Annotated in this window: 19 protein-coding genes; 12 read left to right on the top strand and 7 right to left on the bottom strand. The window is 31.7% G+C overall.

Annotation, left to right across the window (positions count from 1 at the left end):
* The first annotated feature begins 254 nt into the window (after positions 1-254).
* A complete protein-coding gene (locus ABJD66_RS02980) occupies positions 255-914 on the top strand; it encodes a hypothetical protein (RefSeq protein WP_348128046.1) in 660 nt (219 codons plus the stop codon).
* 51 nt (positions 915-965) lie between these two features.
* Here ABJD66_RS02980 and ABJD66_RS02975 read toward each other — a convergent pair whose 3' ends face one another.
* The 3 genes from ABJD66_RS02975 to dnaA are packed head-to-tail and all read right to left on the bottom strand — an operon-like array spanning position 966 to position 3,580.
* On the bottom strand, positions 966-1,685 hold the full coding sequence (locus tag ABJD66_RS02975; RefSeq protein WP_348128043.1) for an SAM-dependent methyltransferase: 720 nt from the start codon (positions 1,683-1,685) through the stop codon (positions 966-968).
* A gap of 2 nt (positions 1,686-1,687) precedes the next feature.
* Positions 1,688-2,146, bottom strand: coding sequence for a low molecular weight protein-tyrosine-phosphatase (locus ABJD66_RS02970; protein ID WP_348128040.1), 459 nt, complete (start codon positions 2,144-2,146; stop codon positions 1,688-1,690).
* Positions 2,147-2,155: 9 nt separating this feature from the next.
* The gene (gene dnaA / locus ABJD66_RS02965) at positions 2,156-3,580 is read right to left on the bottom strand and encodes a chromosomal replication initiator protein DnaA (protein WP_077402668.1); all 1,425 of its coding nucleotides are present in this window, start codon (positions 3,578-3,580) and stop codon (positions 2,156-2,158) included.
* A 206-nt stretch (positions 3,581-3,786) separates the two neighbouring features.
* Here dnaA and ABJD66_RS02960 point away from each other — a divergent pair, with 206 nt between their 5' ends.
* Positions 3,787-4,197, top strand: a complete 411-nt coding sequence (locus ABJD66_RS02960) for a thioesterase family protein (RefSeq protein WP_348128036.1) — start codon at positions 3,787-3,789, stop codon at positions 4,195-4,197.
* Here the strand turns inward: ABJD66_RS02960 and ABJD66_RS02955 are convergent.
* The 4 genes from ABJD66_RS02955 to ribD are packed head-to-tail and all read right to left on the bottom strand — an operon-like array spanning position 4,194 to position 7,314.
* Positions 4,194-4,802: a YigZ family protein gene (locus ABJD66_RS02955; protein ID WP_100895633.1), complete on the bottom strand. Its 609-nt coding sequence runs from the start codon at positions 4,800-4,802 to the stop codon at positions 4,194-4,196. The two genes, ABJD66_RS02960 and ABJD66_RS02955, sit on opposite strands and share 4 nt — an antisense overlap.
* A gap of 1 nt (position 4,803) precedes the next feature.
* Positions 4,804-5,664 (bottom strand): DMT family transporter, encoded by an 861-nt coding sequence (locus ABJD66_RS02950; protein ID WP_348128033.1) that lies wholly within the window; start codon positions 5,662-5,664, stop codon positions 4,804-4,806.
* A 2-nt stretch (positions 5,665-5,666) separates the two neighbouring features.
* On the bottom strand, positions 5,667-6,269 hold the full coding sequence (locus ABJD66_RS02945) for an HAD-IA family hydrolase (RefSeq protein ID WP_348128030.1): 603 nt from the start codon (positions 6,267-6,269) through the stop codon (positions 5,667-5,669).
* Entirely contained in the window at positions 6,262-7,314 is a 1,053-nt protein-coding gene (gene ribD, locus ABJD66_RS02940) for a bifunctional diaminohydroxyphosphoribosylaminopyrimidine deaminase/5-amino-6-(5-phosphoribosylamino)uracil reductase RibD (protein ID WP_348128027.1), read from the bottom strand. Before ribD ends, ABJD66_RS02945 begins: the two co-directional genes overlap by 8 nt.
* Positions 7,315-7,355: 41 nt before the next feature.
* Here ribD and ABJD66_RS02935 point away from each other — a divergent pair, with 41 nt between their 5' ends.
* From ABJD66_RS02935 to ABJD66_RS02890, 10 genes are all read left to right on the top strand, one after another.
* Positions 7,356-7,841, top strand: coding sequence for a GNAT family N-acetyltransferase (locus tag ABJD66_RS02935; protein WP_303541430.1), 486 nt, complete (start codon positions 7,356-7,358; stop codon positions 7,839-7,841).
* Between the two features lie 30 nt (positions 7,842-7,871).
* Positions 7,872-8,723: a peptide chain release factor N(5)-glutamine methyltransferase gene (gene prmC, locus ABJD66_RS02930; protein WP_348128023.1), complete on the top strand. Its 852-nt coding sequence runs from the start codon at positions 7,872-7,874 to the stop codon at positions 8,721-8,723.
* A 63-nt stretch (positions 8,724-8,786) separates the two neighbouring features.
* Positions 8,787-10,781, top strand: a complete 1,995-nt coding sequence (ligA, locus tag ABJD66_RS02925) for an NAD-dependent DNA ligase LigA (RefSeq protein WP_348128020.1) — start codon at positions 8,787-8,789, stop codon at positions 10,779-10,781.
* A 173-nt stretch (positions 10,782-10,954) separates the two neighbouring features.
* Positions 10,955-11,485 carry a hypothetical protein gene (locus ABJD66_RS02920; protein WP_100895640.1) on the top strand — a complete coding sequence of 177 codons (531 nt, stop codon included), beginning with the start codon at positions 10,955-10,957 and terminating at the stop codon, positions 11,483-11,485.
* Positions 11,486-11,543: 58 nt separating this feature from the next.
* Positions 11,544-12,434 carry a 4-hydroxy-tetrahydrodipicolinate synthase gene (gene dapA, locus ABJD66_RS02915; RefSeq protein ID WP_348128017.1) on the top strand — a complete coding sequence of 297 codons (891 nt, stop codon included), beginning with the start codon at positions 11,544-11,546 and terminating at the stop codon, positions 12,432-12,434.
* 141 nt (positions 12,435-12,575) lie between these two features.
* The gene (gene bamD / locus ABJD66_RS02910; protein WP_100895642.1) at positions 12,576-13,388 is read left to right on the top strand and encodes an outer membrane protein assembly factor BamD; all 813 of its coding nucleotides are present in this window, start codon (positions 12,576-12,578) and stop codon (positions 13,386-13,388) included.
* Between the two features lie 10 nt (positions 13,389-13,398).
* Positions 13,399-13,731, top strand: a complete 333-nt coding sequence (locus tag ABJD66_RS02905) for a DNA-directed RNA polymerase subunit omega (protein WP_013622851.1) — start codon at positions 13,399-13,401, stop codon at positions 13,729-13,731.
* Between the two features lie 2 nt (positions 13,732-13,733).
* Entirely contained in the window at positions 13,734-14,942 is a 1,209-nt protein-coding gene (gene coaBC, locus ABJD66_RS02900; protein ID WP_348128013.1) for a bifunctional phosphopantothenoylcysteine decarboxylase/phosphopantothenate--cysteine ligase CoaBC, read from the top strand.
* Positions 14,935-15,825 carry a DUF4835 family protein gene (locus ABJD66_RS02895; protein WP_348128010.1) on the top strand — a complete coding sequence of 297 codons (891 nt, stop codon included), beginning with the start codon at positions 14,935-14,937 and terminating at the stop codon, positions 15,823-15,825. Before coaBC ends, ABJD66_RS02895 begins: the two co-directional genes overlap by 8 nt.
* Positions 15,826-15,877: 52 nt before the next feature.
* The coding region (locus ABJD66_RS02890; RefSeq protein ID WP_348128008.1) for an AAA family ATPase at positions 15,878-16,934 on the top strand (1,057 nt) is incomplete at its 3' end.

The following is a 16,934-nucleotide window of genomic DNA, read 5'->3' as shown; positions in this document are numbered from 1 at the left end:
GTTATCACAAGTTTGCGAAGACATTATCGCAACATAACCGAAATAAAGAGCAGTATATCCGATGGATAAATAAGCAAAACATTAACAGATAAGCACTTTATCCGTTAATTGGTGTCGAATATCCTAAAAATCTCATCTTTTATGCTTTTTTAACATTCTAAGAACAATATGAGAGGTAAATTTGCACCCGAGAAATTTAAGCGGACTTAATATTAATTTAATATTAGACTGTAAGTCTTAAGAAATGAAACTATATGAGAAAGTGGATTAGTAAATTAATCCCCCTAATCATGATTTTTATTTTAACGAGTTTTAGTTACAATATTATTGCGCCAAAAATAGGAACTGTAGCATTGCCTAAAACACTTAAAATAGATGAACCTACTGAAGTTTTGTATCCCAAATACAAAACTACTATTGTAAATGATGATGATGAAATGTTGAGTGTAAATCCACCTTTTTTAGGGGATTCATACAATGCATTTAAAGAAGCTCTTGCATTTAAGGAGTCTCAGGGAGATTATTTTGTAACCAATACGTTAGGGTACTTAGGTAAGTATCAGTTTGGTACAGAAACACTGCAGTTATTAGGGGTTACAAATGTAACAGCCTTTTTAAGCAATCCAATCTTACAAGAAAAGGTATTTTATACCAACTTGTGTAGAAATAAATGGATTTTGCGTAGAGATATTAAGCGATTTGCAGGTCGTAAAATAGCCGGATTGGAAATAACAGAATCTGGAATCTTGGCAGCAGCACATTTAGCAGGACCAGGTAACGTAAAAAAGTTTTTACGTTCTAGAGGTACTCATACAGTGCAAGATGCTTATGGATCTAGTATTGTTTATTACATGAAAATCTTTGCAGGATACGATGTATCTGCGGTAAAGTCGGTAAGAAACCCAAGAATTTAAAGTACTACACAATGAAAATGGAAAAAGCCTCAGCGTAATGCGAGGCTTTTTTTATGCTTGAAAAAGAAATATTGTTGGTCTTTTGTTTAGGTCTACATTAATTTTTTTCCAATCAGCAATAGTGTTAGTTGCTATTTGCTCTGTTGGTAAAGTAATGTCTGTTGCAATACATAATAGTGTATGCGGAGCAAGTGTTTTTAAAAACTCAGCTAACAATTTATCATTTCTGTACGGTGTTTCTATAAATATCTGTGACTGATTGTTATCCTTGGAGATGCGTTCCATTTTTTTAATAGTAGCTTTTCTTTCTCCATTATCAATAGGTAAATAGCCATTAAACGCAAAGCTTTGCCCGTTTAATCCACTAGCCATTAGTGCTAAAAATATAGAAGAAGGTCCTACTAAAGGTACAACTTGTATGTTTTTTTGATGCGCAATTTTTACTACCTCTGCACCAGGGTCAGCTATTCCTGGGCAACCAGCTTCAGATATTATTCCTATGTTTTTTCCTTCAAAACAAGGGTTTAAGAAGCTAGGTATTGTTTGTGGGTCTGTAAATTTGTTAATTAATTCTATATGTAAGCTTGGTTGAGATTTTCCTGAGCTTATTTTTTTTATAAACCTTCTTGCTGTTTTTTCGTTTTCTACAATATAATAATCTATTTGTTCAATAGTACGCTTAATAGAAATGGGCAACACTTCTAAGGGTTCATTGTCTCCTAAGGTAGTAGGGATTAAGTATATTTTTCCTGTTTTGGTTGTGTTGTCCATAGCTATTGGTCTTTAAGTGTTTTGGCAATATTGTTACAGGCTTGGTCTATTAAGTTGTGTACATTTTCAAAACCTTGGTCGCCTCCGTAATATGGGTCTGGTACTTCTGTGGTGCTTGTATTTGTGTGCTCTAATAAAAGAGAAACTTTGTTTTTTTGCTCTTGGTTTTGAGCAAGTGCAACTACATTATTGTAATTGCTGTTGTCCATCACATAAATATTAGTAAACTCTTCAAAATCTTGTACGGTAAATTTTCTGCAAACTTGTTTGCTAATATCTATGCCATATTTTTTTGCAACAGCAATAGATCTAGGATCAGGTGCATTACCAATATGGTAGCCAGCAGTACCTGCAGAATCTACAAAAGTAGTAGTAGGGTCTACCTTGTTTTTAAGTATCCCTTCTGCCAATGGTGACCTACATATATTTCCTAGGCAAACCATTAGTATTTTTGTTTTCATCTTAAAAGTTTAAGAGAATTTTTTAGTAAGATCTTCTATGTATTTACGAAACTGTTTGTCTGTTTCTGCTAAATTATCAACAGTTTTGCAAGCATGTAATACTGTAGCGTGGTCTCTTTTTCCAATTTGAGATCCAATACTAGCTAAAGATGCTTTTGTAAATCTTTTTGCAAAAAACATTGCTAATTGTCTAGCTTGTACAATATGTCTTTTTCTAGTTTTAGACTGTAGAGTAGAAACATCCATTTCAAAATAATCAGAAACTACTTTTTGTATGTAGTCTATAGATACTTCTCTTTTTGTGTTTTTAACAAATTTTTCTACAATTTGCTGTGCTAGTTCTATTGTAATTTCTTTTTTGTTGAAAGATGATTGTGCTATTAAAGAAATAACGGCACCTTCTAGTTCTCTAATATTAGATTTGATATTTTTAGCAACGTAATCTATAATTTCTTCAGGCATTTCAACGCCATCTCTATAAAGCTTGTTCTTTAAAATGGAAACTCTAGTTTCATAATCTGGAGTTTGTAATTCAGCAGATAATCCCCATTTAAATCTAGATAGCAAACGCTGTTCTATGTCTTGCATATCTACAGGAGCTTTATCAGAAGTTAAAATTACCTGTTTGCCATTTTGATGTAAATGGTTAAATATGTGGAAAAATACATCTTGCGTACCAGATTTACCAGATAAAAACTGTACATCATCAATAATTAAAATATCTATTAATTGATAAAAATGAATAAAATCATTTCTAGTGTTCTTTTTAACAGACTCTATATACTGTTGTGTAAATTTTTCAGCAGAAATGTATAAAACAGTTCTTTCTGGGTATTTATCTTTTATTTCTACACCAATTGCGTGTGCTAAGTGTGTTTTACCTAAACCAACACCTCCAAAAATTAACAACGGATTAAAAGAGGTTCCGCCTGGTTTGTTGGCAACTGCCATACCTGCAGATCTAGCTAACCTGTTAGAGTCACCTTCTAAAAAGTTGTCAAAGTTATAGTTAGGATTTAATTGAGATTCAATTTTAATATTTCTAATACCTGGTATAACAAAAGGGTTTCTTAGCTCAGGATTTTTAGATTTAATTGGTACATCTAATTCTTGAGGAGAAACTGTAGTTCTGTTAGAACTTGGTATTTTTTCTGTAAACGGCTCTCTGTTGCCGTATGTGTTCTCCATTCTTATTATGTAAACTAGTTTAGCGCTTTCTCCTAGCTCTTTAGTTAGGGAAACTTTTAATAGTTTAACATAATGCTCTTCTAGCCATTCATAAAAGAATTTACTAGGAACTTGTACACTTAAAGAGTTATCAGATAGTTTAATTGGTTTTATGGGTTCAAACCATGTTTTGAATGCTTGGGGTTGTATGTTATCTTTGATAAAAGACAAACAATTATTCCATACTGATTCTGCAGTAACACTCATTATAAGATAATCTTTTTTTTGGTTAGTATTTTTGTTCTAATCTGAAAGAAAATAAAGGGGTGTTAACTTCCTTATCAGGGGAGGCAAATATGTGAACAAAATTTCTAAAAAAAAAATCAATTACTATTGAATTTCAAGTTTTTTTTTTGCATGTTGTATTCACAAAATATTTCACCCTTTAAATATATAATTTTTGTTGATATAATATGCGAAAAAATGAAATTACTTTTACTGTAAGATACGGAGAAACAGATCAAATGGGTGTGGTGTATCACGGCAATTATGCGCAGTACTTGGAGCTAGGGAGGTTAAGCTGGCTAAAGGATTTAGACGTTTCCTACAAGAAAATGGAAGAGAACGGTATTATATTGCCAGTAATTTCCTTACAAATAAATTTTAAGCAATCTGCGTTGTACGATGATGCTATAACTGTTGTTACAAGACTTAAAAAAAGACCAGCTGTTAAGATTGAATTTGATTACGAAATTTTTAATGAAAAAGGTGATTTGTTAGTAACTGCAAATACTGTTTTGGCTTTCTTAAATAAAGAGACAAAAAGACCTGTAAAATGTCCGAATTATGTGTTAAAAAAGATTGATGATTTTTACGACCTTTAATTTTGAATTTTTATATACTGCATGGTATCAAAAATGTTGAAAACTTCTTCAGCTTTTGTTTTTCTAACAGAGATTACATAAGTGCAGTTAGCTTCCAATTTTTGAGATACAATGTCTAGTTTTTTTTGCTTTATAACGCGCATTACGCTATTCATATCTTTGTAATCAAAAGTAAGTGTGTATAGTTGTGTTATTATTTTCTTTTTAATTTCTGCTTCGTCCAATGCAATTTGTGCAGCGGTCCTGTAGGCGCTTATTAATCCGCCAACACCTAGTTTTGTGCCTCCAAATATACGAGCAACAGCAACAAGTACATTTGTAAGGTCATAAGCTTGTATTTGGCCATAAATAGGTAAGCCTGCAGAATTGTTAGGTTCGCCGTCATCATTGGCTCTATATCGTACGTTATCTGTACCTAATTGCCACGCATAGCAGACGTGGTTTGCGGTGTGGTGTTGTTTCTTTAATTCTTCAATAATAGGTTTAACGTCATCTTCTGTAGTTATGGGGAATACGTAACCAAAGAATTTGCTTTTTCGGTCTTTATATAAAATTTCTGGGCTTGGATTGTCTATAGTTAAATACGTGTCTTTTTCTTTATTCATATTACAATGCCATTAAAATTATACTACATATAGCCAAGCCAATCCCTATCCAGTTTTTAGCGCTTAGTTTTTCTTTAAAAAATAATATACCAATTAGTGTGGTAAACAAAACAATTGCAACATTGTTAATTGTAAAAATTGAAGCACTAGAAAAATCGGATCCACGTAATGCTTTTATTAAAAAATAAATTGAAAAAAAGTTAGGAATACCAAGAAAAACACCTGCTATCAAGTTTTTTAAGTTAATTTTTAGGGGGTATTTTTTTGCTCTTATTAGTATAAAAATGATACCAAATAAACCAGCGGCTATAAATATAACTGAAGAAAATAAGGGTATTTTTTGCTCATCTACGTGTGCTTCTTCTAAATATTTAATAGTAATATCTATGGTTCCGGAACCAATAAATACTAAAAAAGGAAGTAGAAGAGATTTTATATTAAACGTACCAGTATTTTTTTTTATTGAAGCAAGATAAACAGCTGAAAGCGCAAGTAATATACCTGTTGTTTTTAACGTGGTCAGGCTTTCATTGTACATAAAAATACCGCCAAGTACAGGAATTACTAAAGACATTTTTGTAGAAACTGAAGCAACGGAAACGCCTAGTTCTTGAGACGTTTTTGCCATAATGTAAAAAACTAATATAAATAGTATTCCTAAAAATAAGGCACCTCCAAACCAAGACTCATTTTGTAGTTCTGTGGGTTTAATTGGGGTGTTGTAAAATGATAGTCCAACTAGGCAAGCCACAAAATAATTTGTAATTATAGCATATAGCGTTTGTACTTTATAAATATGAAATAGCTTAAATACTATAAAGATTAGACTAGAAAATAAAATGCTTAATACTAAATTTATCATACCTATAATTTGCTCTTTAGGTTGATGATGTCTTCTTTGCCAACTTGTAAATTCCAGCTTTTAATTCCTAATTTTTCTGCGGCAATTGTATTTTCTTTGGTATCATCAATAAAAAAAGATTCTTTAGCCTTTAAGTTGTTTTCTTTTAATACAAACTCATAAATAGCAGCGTCTGGTTTTCTAAAATTTATTAAGTGTGACAAGTAAAACTGTTCAAAACAATTTTTGAACCTATTGTACCTGTCAATATTCATATTTTTAATTACTTGTTCTATGTGTAATTCATTGGTGTTGCTAAGTAAAAACAAGCGGTAATTTGCTTCTTTGGCAAGAGTTTCAATAAACGTTAATCGTTCTTCAGGAAAATCTAATATAATTTTGTTCCAAGCAATTTTAAGTTGTTCTGGTGTAGCTGTTGTAAAAATTTTATTTGTATCAGCTATAAAATCATCAGAAGAGATTAACCCTTTTTCATAACTCTTCATTAGTGTGTCTAATTCTGGAGTTATTTCTGTAAAACCAAATTTACTCAATTCTAAAGCGGTTGCTGTTTTATCTAGATTTATAAAAATATCGCCAAAATCAAAAATTATATTCTTAATCATTGTTGTAAATCTTTAAAGTGTCGGTTTTAATGTTGGTTGTGGTTTTTAGGTTTCCTTTAAACACTGGAGCTTTAATACCATCTTTAAATGTAGATACTCCTTTAAAAACTCTTGCTTCATCCCAAAGGTTAGCATCAATAAACGTTTGTAATGTTTTAGTGCCGCCTTCTATAATTACACTAAGGATATTTTTTTTGTGTAAAACTCTACAGATTTCAGTAGCTAATGGTTTTTTAAAGTCTATTTCTTCGTAGTTAATACCATCTAGTTGCTTTTCATGATTAGCTTTCTCGGTAAGTACAATCGTATTTACAGATGTATCTAATATGTTTTTATTTATATCAATCTTTAGATTTTTGTCTAAAACAATTCTTGTAGGAGGTGTGCCATACCAATTTCTAACATCTAATTTAGGGTTGTCTTTTATAACTGTATTTGTGCCTACTAAAATTCCTTGTTCCTCGCTTCTCCATTGGTGTACAAGTTGTCTAGATGCTTTATTAGTTATCCAAAAAGGTTCTGGAGTACTGTTTCGTTTTTCTTGTAACGGGGCAATAAAGCCATCACTAGTTTCTGCCCATTTTAATATAATATAAGGTCTCTTTTTCTCGTAAAAGCATAAAAAACGCTTATGATGATCTCTACATTCCTTCTCTAAAACACCTATTGTTACATTGCATCCTGCCTTTTTAAGTTTTTTAATTCCGTTACCAGCTACTTTTTCATGCGGATCTTTTAACCCTATAACAACATTAGGTATTTTATGTTTTATAATTAAATCTGCGCAAGGTGGAGTTTTTCCGTAGTGGGAGCAAGGCTCTAAGGTAACATATATAGTAGCTTCTTTTAAAGCTAGTTTGTCCTTAACGCTTTTTATTGCATTAACTTCTGCGTGGGAGCCTCCGTACGGAGAAGTAAAACCCTCTCCAATTATTACATTGTTATGCACAATTACTGCGCCAACCATTGGGTTTGGAAAAGTAGAACCTAAACCGTTTTTGGCAATTTCTATACAACGTAAAATGTATTTTTCATGTATCTTCACTTCGCAAAAATAGAATAATATTAAGATATAGTATTTGTTTCATGGATAATGTAGTAATAAGGCCTATTTTACAAAAAGATAATGCATCTGTAGCAGAGGTAATTAGGCAAGTGTTGGTAGATCTTGGTGTTCCAAAAGTTGGTACTGCTTATGCAGATAAAGCATTAGATTCTATGTATGAAAACTATAATGTACCCAAAGCAACTTATTTTGTAGCAGAAGTAAATGGCAAAATTTTAGGTTGTGCAGGAGTAGCGCAATTAGAAAATTATGATACTGATACTTGCGAATTGCAAAAAATGTATTTTTTAGAAGAGGCAAGGGGTAAAGGTTTGGGAAGTAAAATGATGGATGCTTGTATTTCTAAGGCGCGTGAATATCGTTTTAAAAAGTGTTATTTAGAGACAATGCCATATATGAAAGATGCTCAAAAACTATATAAAAAAACAGGTTTTAAGTATATAGATTGCCGTATGGGAGATACGGGGCATTATTCTTGCCCTGTTTTTATGTTATTAGAGCTTTAGTTGATAGATTTTATATATTGATTTTTTAGTATGTTGTTAAAAGAAATAAAGAAAATTTTTCATATAGAATTAGATGCTATGTATCCTGTAGAAGAGGTAGATAGTTTTTTTTATATGACTATAGAGCATTATCTTAAATTAGAAAGATTTATACTTGCTATGCAACCAGATTATGTGGTTAAAAAAGAAGAAGAAGGTGTTTTGTTTTCTACCATAGAACAGTTAAAAAAAAATGTACCAATACAGTATATTTTTAAAACTGCACATTTTATGGGGTTAGATTTTAACGTAAATTCTAATGTGTTAATTCCTAGGCCAGAAACAGAGGAATTGGTAAGTTGGATTTTAAGTGAAGTGGACATTAATCAAGAAATTACTATTCTAGATATTGGCACAGGTAGTGGCTGTATAGCTATTAGTTTGGCTAAAAACTTGCCTAAGGCAAAGGTGTTTGCTTTGGATGTTTCTAAAAATGCTTTAGAGGTTGCAAAAAATAATGCAGAAGCCAATAATGTATCGGTAACTTTTATAGAAAAAAGTATATTAGAAGAACCTAATCTTAAGCAAAAATTTGATGTTATTGTATCTAACCCGCCTTATGTTAGGGAGTTAGAGAAAGTAGAAATGAATAGAAACGTATTGGATAACGAGCCAAGTTTGGCATTGTTTGTTTCTGATAGTAAGCCACTTGTTTTTTACGATGCAATTACAAATTTTGCAGTAAATTATTTGGTAGATGGTGGTAAGTTGTATTTTGAAATTAACCAATACTTAGGAAAAGAAACAAAGGCCCTTTTAGAGAAGCAAGATTATAAAAACATCATTTTAAAAAATGATATGTTTGGTAATGATAGGATGTTAAAAGGAGAAATTAAAAATTAGTTTTAATAAAAAATATTCATTCAGTCTACTAAAAATACTGAATAAGAAAAAATAGAAGTAAGGATGTCTGTAAAAGAGCAAATTGAAGCATTGCGTGATGAGCTACGCAAACACAATCATAATTATTATGTTTTAGATACACCAACGATATCAGATTACGATTTTGATATCAAGTTAAAAGAATTACAAGCCTTAGAGGCTAAACATCCAGAATTTTATGATGCTAATTCGCCAACATTACGTGTTGGAGGAGAAATCACTAAAAACTTTAATACAGTTGTGCATGAGCATAGAATGTATTCTTTAGATAACTCTTATTCTAAAGAAGATTTGTTAGACTGGGAAAAACGTGTAGAAAAAATATTAGGAGACTCTAATATAGAATTTACGTGCGAGTTAAAGTATGATGGGGCTTCAATAAGTTTAACTTATGAAGATGGTAAATTAGTACGTGCAGTTACCCGTGGAGATGGTTTTCAGGGAGATGAAGTAACAACTAATATTAAAACCATAAAATCTGTTCCATTACAGTTAAAAGGAGATTACCCTCCTAAATTTGATATTAGAGGAGAAATTGTATTGCCTTTTGAAGGTTTTCATAAAATGAATGAAGAGCGAGTAGCAAATGGCGAAGATCCTTATATGAACCCCAGAAATACAGCATCTGGTAGTTTAAAATTACAAGATAGCTCTTTGGTTGCTCAACGCCCTTTAGAGTGTTTATTGTATAGTGTTGTTGGGGCTAACTTAAATTTAGAAACTCAGTTTGATGCATTAGAAAAAACACGTTCCTGGGGGTTTAAAGTGCCAACTGTAGCTAAACTTTGTAAAAGTGTAGATGAAGTTATGGCTTTTGTAGAGTATTGGGATGTTCATAGGCATGAGTTGCCTTATGAAACAGATGGAGTAGTGGTTAAAGTAAATACATTACGTTACCAAGAAGAGCTAGGATATACTTCTAAATCTCCACGTTGGGCAATGGCTTATAAATTTAAAGCAGAGCAGGTTTCTACGGTTTTAAATGAAATAAGTTACCAAGTTGGTCGTACAGGAGCAATTACTCCTGTTGCTAATTTAGAGCCTGTTTTGTTGGCAGGTACAACGGTAAAAAGAGCATCATTGCATAATGCAGATCAAATAGAAAAATTAGATGTTAGAGTAGGAGATACTGTTTTTGTAGAAAAAGGAGGAGAGATAATCCCTAAAATTGTTGGTGTTAATTTAGAGGTAAGACCACAAGACTCTGTACCTACGCATTACATAGAACATTGCCCAGAATGCAATACAGAATTAATAAGAACAGAGGGCGATGCAAAGCATTATTGCCCTAATGAATATGGTTGTCCGCCACAAATAACAGGTAAAATTCAGCATTTTATATCCAGAAAAGCAATGGATATAGATGGTTTAGGTAGTGAAACGGTAGAGTTACTATTTAAAGAAGGGTTGATAAAGAATTATGCAGACTTGTATACCTTAACAGTAGAACAATTACTGCCGTTAGAGCGTATGGCAAAAAAATCTGCAGAGAATCTTGTAAAAGGTGTTGTGGCTTCTGTGGAGATACCTTTTGAGCGTGTTTTGTTTGCTTTAGGAATACGATTTGTAGGTGAAACGGTAGCTAAGAAATTAGCAAAGGCTTATAAAAATATAGATGCTTTAATGTATGCTTCTGCATTAGAATTAGCTACAGTAGATGAAATAGGAGAGCGTATAGCTTCTAGTGTGGTAGAGTTTTTTCAGAATGAAATTAATTTGGAGAGTATAAATAGGTTAAAAAGTTACGGACTTCAATTTCAGGTGTCTGCAGAAAAACTTTTAAACCAGACTGAAAAATTAAAAGGAGAAACATATGTAGTATCTGGAGTTTTTGAAATGAGTAGAAACGACCTTAAAAAATTAATAGAGGATAATGGGGGTAAAGTTGGTTCTTCTATTTCATCTAAAACTTCTTTTTTAATAGCTGGCGATAAAATGGGACCTAGCAAACGTACAAAGGCAGAGAGTTTAAATGTACCAATTATAACAGAGAAAGATTTTTTAACAAAGCTCGATTAAATTTTGAAAAATAGTAATAGATTGTAAATCAATATTTTGTAATTAGCTTCCTTGTGTGATTTAATATTTGTTATATTTATAACAAAATGTTTTATTTAAAAAACAAAGTAGCTTTGTATCTTTGCATTAAATTGTGCTAGATAATAATTACATTTGTGTAAATGTAAAATTGCATGTTAAAAGGCATAAAAAATAAATTTAAGCGCAAGGCAGCGGTAAAATTTTTAAACGAAAATAAAAACAAGCGTGTTACTTGTTCTAGAATAAAAAAAGGAATAAGTAAGGTTGGTTGTATTGTAGATTTGGACAATGTTCCAGACGGTACAGTTTTTAATGAGTTTATTAAGGAGTTTTCTTTGCAGCCAAATGCATTAAAAATTATTGGTTACAAAGCAGAGCATGATAAAAACTCTCCTTATTCAACTCCGGTTTTTTCGGAGGAAGATTTAGGTTGGGGAGCAAAAATAGAAAATAGTTACGCATTAGAATTTTTAGATAATGAGTATGATATGCTTATTAGTTATTATACAGAAGATAACTTATTGTTGCAATTGGTAACTATGCAGTCTAAAGCTAGGTTAAAAGTTGGTTTTGGAGAAGTTGATGAAAATTTGAATGATTTAATCTTAAATATACCAATTAAAGATTTTAGCATTTTTAAAAAAGAGCTGGGAAAATATCTCTCAGTTTTAAATGAAATATAAAAAGAACGTACTACTATGTAAAGCACGTTCTTAAATTTTGATGATTAAATTTATACGTGTGAAAGAGTTAGTTGGTACTGGTGTTGCGCTAGTTACGCCCTTTAAGTCAGATTTGTCTGTAGATGTTACAGCGTTGCAAAATATTGTAGAATACAATATAGCTAATGGTATTAATTATTTAGTGGTTCTTGGGACTACAGGAGAACCTGCAACACTTACAGCAGAAGAAAAACAGTTGGTTATAGATACTGTTGTTAAGGTAAATGCCGGGAGATTACCTTTAGTATTGGGTGTTGGAGGCAATAATACAATGGCTGTTGTTGCAGAACTTAAAGAAAGAGATTTAAGTGATTTTGCTGCAATTTTATCTGTTTCTCCTTATTACAATAAGCCAACTCAAGAAGGAATTTATCAGCATTTTAAAGCTATATCTTTAGCGTCACCTAAGCCAATTATAGTGTATAACGTACCTGGCAGAACAGGTAGCAATATGTTGGCATCTACAACGGTTAGGTTAGCAAAAGACTTTAGTAATATTGTTGCTATTAAAGAAGCTTGCGGAGATATGGTACAAATACTGTCTATCATAAAAGATAAGCCAAAAGACTTTATGGTTATTTCTGGAGACGATTTTACAGCATTATCTACTGTTTTAGCAGGAGGTTCTGGAGTTATTTCTGTAATAGGACAAGGCATACCTGCAGAATTTTCTAAAATTATATCTTTAGGGTTAGAAAATAATGCAGCAGATGCACATTTGTTGTATAATAAAGTACATGATATTATAGATTATATTTTTAGAGAAGGAAATCCTGCAGGTATAAAAGCAATTTTTGATTATTTAGAATTATCTACAGCTAAAGTTCGTTTACCTTTATTAGAAGCTACGCCAGAATTAAAGTCAACAATAAATGGGTTTATGAATAGTTTTAATAAGCAAATGGCTTAACTTTTTATCATTTTAATAAAATATTAAGTTAAAACTTAGCCAAAAACTAGTGCAAACAATATTGGCATTCCTATTTTAGCGGTATAAAAAATGTTTTTTATATCCGTATAGAATGACTAATTTTGCAAAATGTTTTTAAGAATGAAGAAAATATTACCTCTTTTATTATTGGTGTTAGTCTTGGGCTCTTGTAGTGAATACCAAAAAGTATTAAAAAACCAAGATATTAAAGCTAAATATGAAATGGCCGAAAAGTTTTATAACGAAGGCGATTTTAAAAGAGCTAACCGTTTGTTTGAGCAAATAACACCTAAATATGTAGGTAAGCCACAAGGTGAGCGTGTAATGTTTTTTAACGCAAATAGCTACTATGAAATAAGAATGTACAATGATGCGGGTTATCATTTTGAGCGTTTTATAAAAGCATATCCTAGAAGTGAAAAAGTGCAAGAAGCTTCTTTTATGGGAGCTAAGAGTTATGCTCACTTGTCTCGTAACTATTCTTTAGATCAGACAGATACAGATAAGGCATTGTTAAAGATGCAGAATTTTATAAATACATACCCAGATTCTGAGTATTTAGCAGAAGCAAATGAGATTGCTGCTAAGCTAATAACTAAAAAAGAAAAAAAATCTATAGAAATTGCAAAGCAATTTACTAAATTAGGTGAGTTTTACGATTTAGAATACTCTATATCAGCAATTAAAGCATTAGAAAACTTTATGATAGACAATCCAGGTTCTATTTATAAAGAAGAAGCATTATATTACAAAACGCTTGCAGCTTATAATTTAGCAATAAACAGTCATCCTTATAAAAAGGAAGAACGTTTAAAAAATGCTAATGAAGCATACGGTAAGTTAATGAAGACTTTTCCTGAAACAGAATTTGCTAAAAAGGCAAATAATATGAAGGAGAAAATAGATAAAGAATTACAAAATTATTCAAAATAAATATTAGGCTATGAATATGAACGACTTGAAGAATTCAAAAGCAGCTGTATCTACAACTACCATTAATAAAAATGAGTTTGATGCTGGTACAGGGAATATATACGAAGCAATTTCTATAGTTTCTAAAAGAGCAATACAGATTAATTCTGATATTAAAAAAGAACTTTTAGAAAAGTTAGAAGAGTTTGCTACGTACAACGATAGTTTAGATGAAATTTTTGAAAACAAAGAGCAGATTGAAGTTTCTAAGTTTTATGAAAAATTACCAAAGCCACACGCGTTAGCAGTAACAGAGTGGTTAGAGGATAGAATATACCATAGAAATACAGCGAAAGACTCATAGAGATGTTAGGTGGTAAAAATATCCTTTTAGGAATAACCGGAGGTATTGCTGCATACAAAACTACATTTCTTGTTCGCTTACTAATAAAAGCTGGCGCTAACGTTAAAGTTATTTTAACGGATAGCGCCAGCTCTTTTGTTTCTCCACTTACCTTAGCTACGCTATCTAAAAATCCAGTATTAACATCTTTTGTTAGTGAGGATAAAGAAGAAGGAACATCTTGGAACAATCATGTAGAAATGGGTTTGTGGGCAGATTTAATGGTTATTGCTCCGGCAACAGCAAATACTTTGTCTAAAATGGCAAATGGTGTTTGTGATAATTTATTATTGGCAACGTATTTATCTGCTAAATGTCCTGTGTTTTTTGCTCCGGCAATGGATTTAGATATGTATAAGCACCCGTCTACTTTGGCTTCTTTTGATAAGCTTACTTCTTTTGGTAATATTATGATACCTGCAAGGGAAGGTGAGTTGGCTAGTGGCTTACATGGTGAAGGTAGAATGGCAGAGCCAGAAGATATAGTGCAGCACTTAAAACAATTTTTAAATACAGGTTTGCCGCTAAGTGGTAAAAAAGTAATTATTACAGCTGGTCCTACTTATGAAGCAATAGATCCTGTGCGTTTTATAGGCAATCACTCATCTGGTAAAATGGGGTATGAGCTTGCTTTGGCAGCAGCAAACAAAGGAGCTAAAGTAGTTTTAGTTTCTGGCCCGTCACACCTAACTATTTCTCATGATAATGTTACACTTGTACTTGTAAAATCTGCAGATGAAATGTATGATGAAGTACATAAACATTATGTGCATTTTGATATTGCTATATGTGCTGCTGCAGTTGCAGATTATAAGCCTAAAACTATTGCAGATCAAAAAATAAAAAAGAATGATGCTGAGATGCAAATAACTCTTGTTAAAAATAAGGATATTTTATTTTCTTTAGGAGAACAAAAGAAGCATCAATTTTTAGTAGGCTTTGCGTTAGAGACTCAAAACGAAGTAGAAAACGCTACAAAAAAGCTTAAAAAGAAGAATTTAGATATTATAATACTTAACTCTTTAAATGATACAGGAGCTGGTTTTGGAAAATCAACCAATAAAATATCAATTATAGATAAGAAATTAAATATAAAAACGTTTAAACTAAAGACAAAGGCAGATGTTGCCTTAGATATTGTAAATGAAATTATTATAAAAACGAATGTATAAACTTATAATTGCTTTTTTTTGTTTTGCTATTTTTTCTACTGCCACGGCACAAGAACTTAACTGTACAGTAACAGTAAACTCTGACCAAGTAGGGCAAACAAACCAGCAAGTTTTTAAAACATTAGAGCGTGCGCTTAATGATTTTATGAATAAAACTAAGTGGACAAATCGTATTTATAAAGAGCAAGAGCGTGTAAACTCTAGAATGTTTATTACTGTTACAGAGTACTCATCTAATAGTTTTAAAGCAAATATTCAAATACAATCTTCTAGACCTGTTTTTAACACATCATACGAGACACCTATTTTTAATTATAAAGACAATCAGTTTAATTTTAATTATATAGAGTTTCAGCCATTGGTGTATAACCAAAATACGTTTGATTCTAATTTGGTAGGTGTAATGTCTTACTATGCATATATTATGTTAGGTTTAGATGCAGATAGTTTTGCTCTAGAGGGAGGTACAGAACATTTTAAAAAAGCACAAGGTATTGTTACTCAAGCTCAGGGTAGTAGTGCAGCAGGGTGGAGTCAGTCTTCTAGTGAAAGAACTCGTTTTGAACTTGTAGATAACATTTTATCTAACGCTTATAGAGAATATAGAGTTGCAATGTATAACTACCATAGAAAAGGTATGGATGTGCTTGCAGATAATAACAGTACAGGAAAACAAGTAATTTCTGGTACTATACGTTTGCTGTCTACTATAGCTAAGCGTAGAACTAATGCGTTTGTGTTGCAAACATTTTTTGATGCAAAATCAGATGAAATTGTAAGTATTTTTTCTGATGGCCCTAAAATGGACGTTGTAAAACTTAAAGAAGTTTTAAATACAGCAGCACCATTTTATTCTAGTACGTGGAATAAAATAAAATATTAACCCTCACTTTTTATATTATAATTATATTTGATGTAATTTTTAATTACACAAATTGTTAGTAACACTTTCTATAAAAAATTACGCTTTAATAGACCATTTAAATGTGTCTTTTACCAATGGTTTTACGGTAATAACCGGAGAAACTGGCGCGGGTAAATCTATCTTATTAGGTGGTTTAGCATTAGTGCTAGGTAAGCGAGCAGATTTATCATCATTAAGAGATAAGGAAAAAAAATGTGTTATAGAGGCAGAGTTCTCTATAGGCAAATACAATCTTAAGTCTTTTTTTAATGATAATGACGTGGATTATGAAGAACACACTATTATTAGGAGAGTGATACTGCCAAGTGGTAAGTCTAGAGCTTTTATTAATGATTCTCCTGTTAGGTTAGCAACTTTAACCGCTTTAGGAGATAGTTTAATAGATGTTCACTCTCAAAACCAAACGCTACAATTAGGAGATAATGCCTATCAATTTAAAGTAATAGATGGTTTAGCTTCTAATGCAGATCTTTTAGCTATTTATGAAAAAGATTTGCGTTTATTTAAAAAGGAAACCAAAGCATTAGAGTTATTGCTACAAGAAAAACAAGATGGTATTAAAGAACATGATTATAATACTTTTTTGTTAAGTGAGTTAGAAAGTGCGCCTTTAAAAGAAGGAATTTTAGAAGAATTAGAAGAGCAGTACGAGCAGCTTAATAATGTAGAAAACATTATGGAGCACTTGTCTAAAGGACACCAGTTAATTTCTGATGAGCAAGTTGGTATTTTAAATTTATTAACAGAATTAAAACAAGCATCTAGCAAATTGGCAGGTTTTGGTTCGCAATTCACAAGTTTAAACGAGCGTGTACAATCTGTTTTTATAGAGGTTGATGATATTTTTGAGGAGTTTGAAAGTTTAGAGAATAGCGTAGAAGCTAATCCTAAATTGCTTGAAGAGGTAAACGCTAAATTGCAACTGTTGTACGATTTGCAAAAAAAGCACGGTGTTTTAGAGATTGAAGAGTTGTTAAAAATAAAAGAAGAATTAGCTGTCAAGGTTGATGCTACAGAGAATATAGATGCAACAATAAAAGCAAAAGAAGCAGAAATTGAGGCCAAAG

The sequence above is a fragment of the Cellulophaga sp. genome, from assembly GCF_039943695.1.
GTDB lineage: Bacteria > Bacteroidota > Bacteroidia > Flavobacteriales > Flavobacteriaceae > Cellulophaga.
Note: the sequence above shows the minus strand (reverse complement) of the source record. Positions and strands in the feature narration are given on the sequence as shown.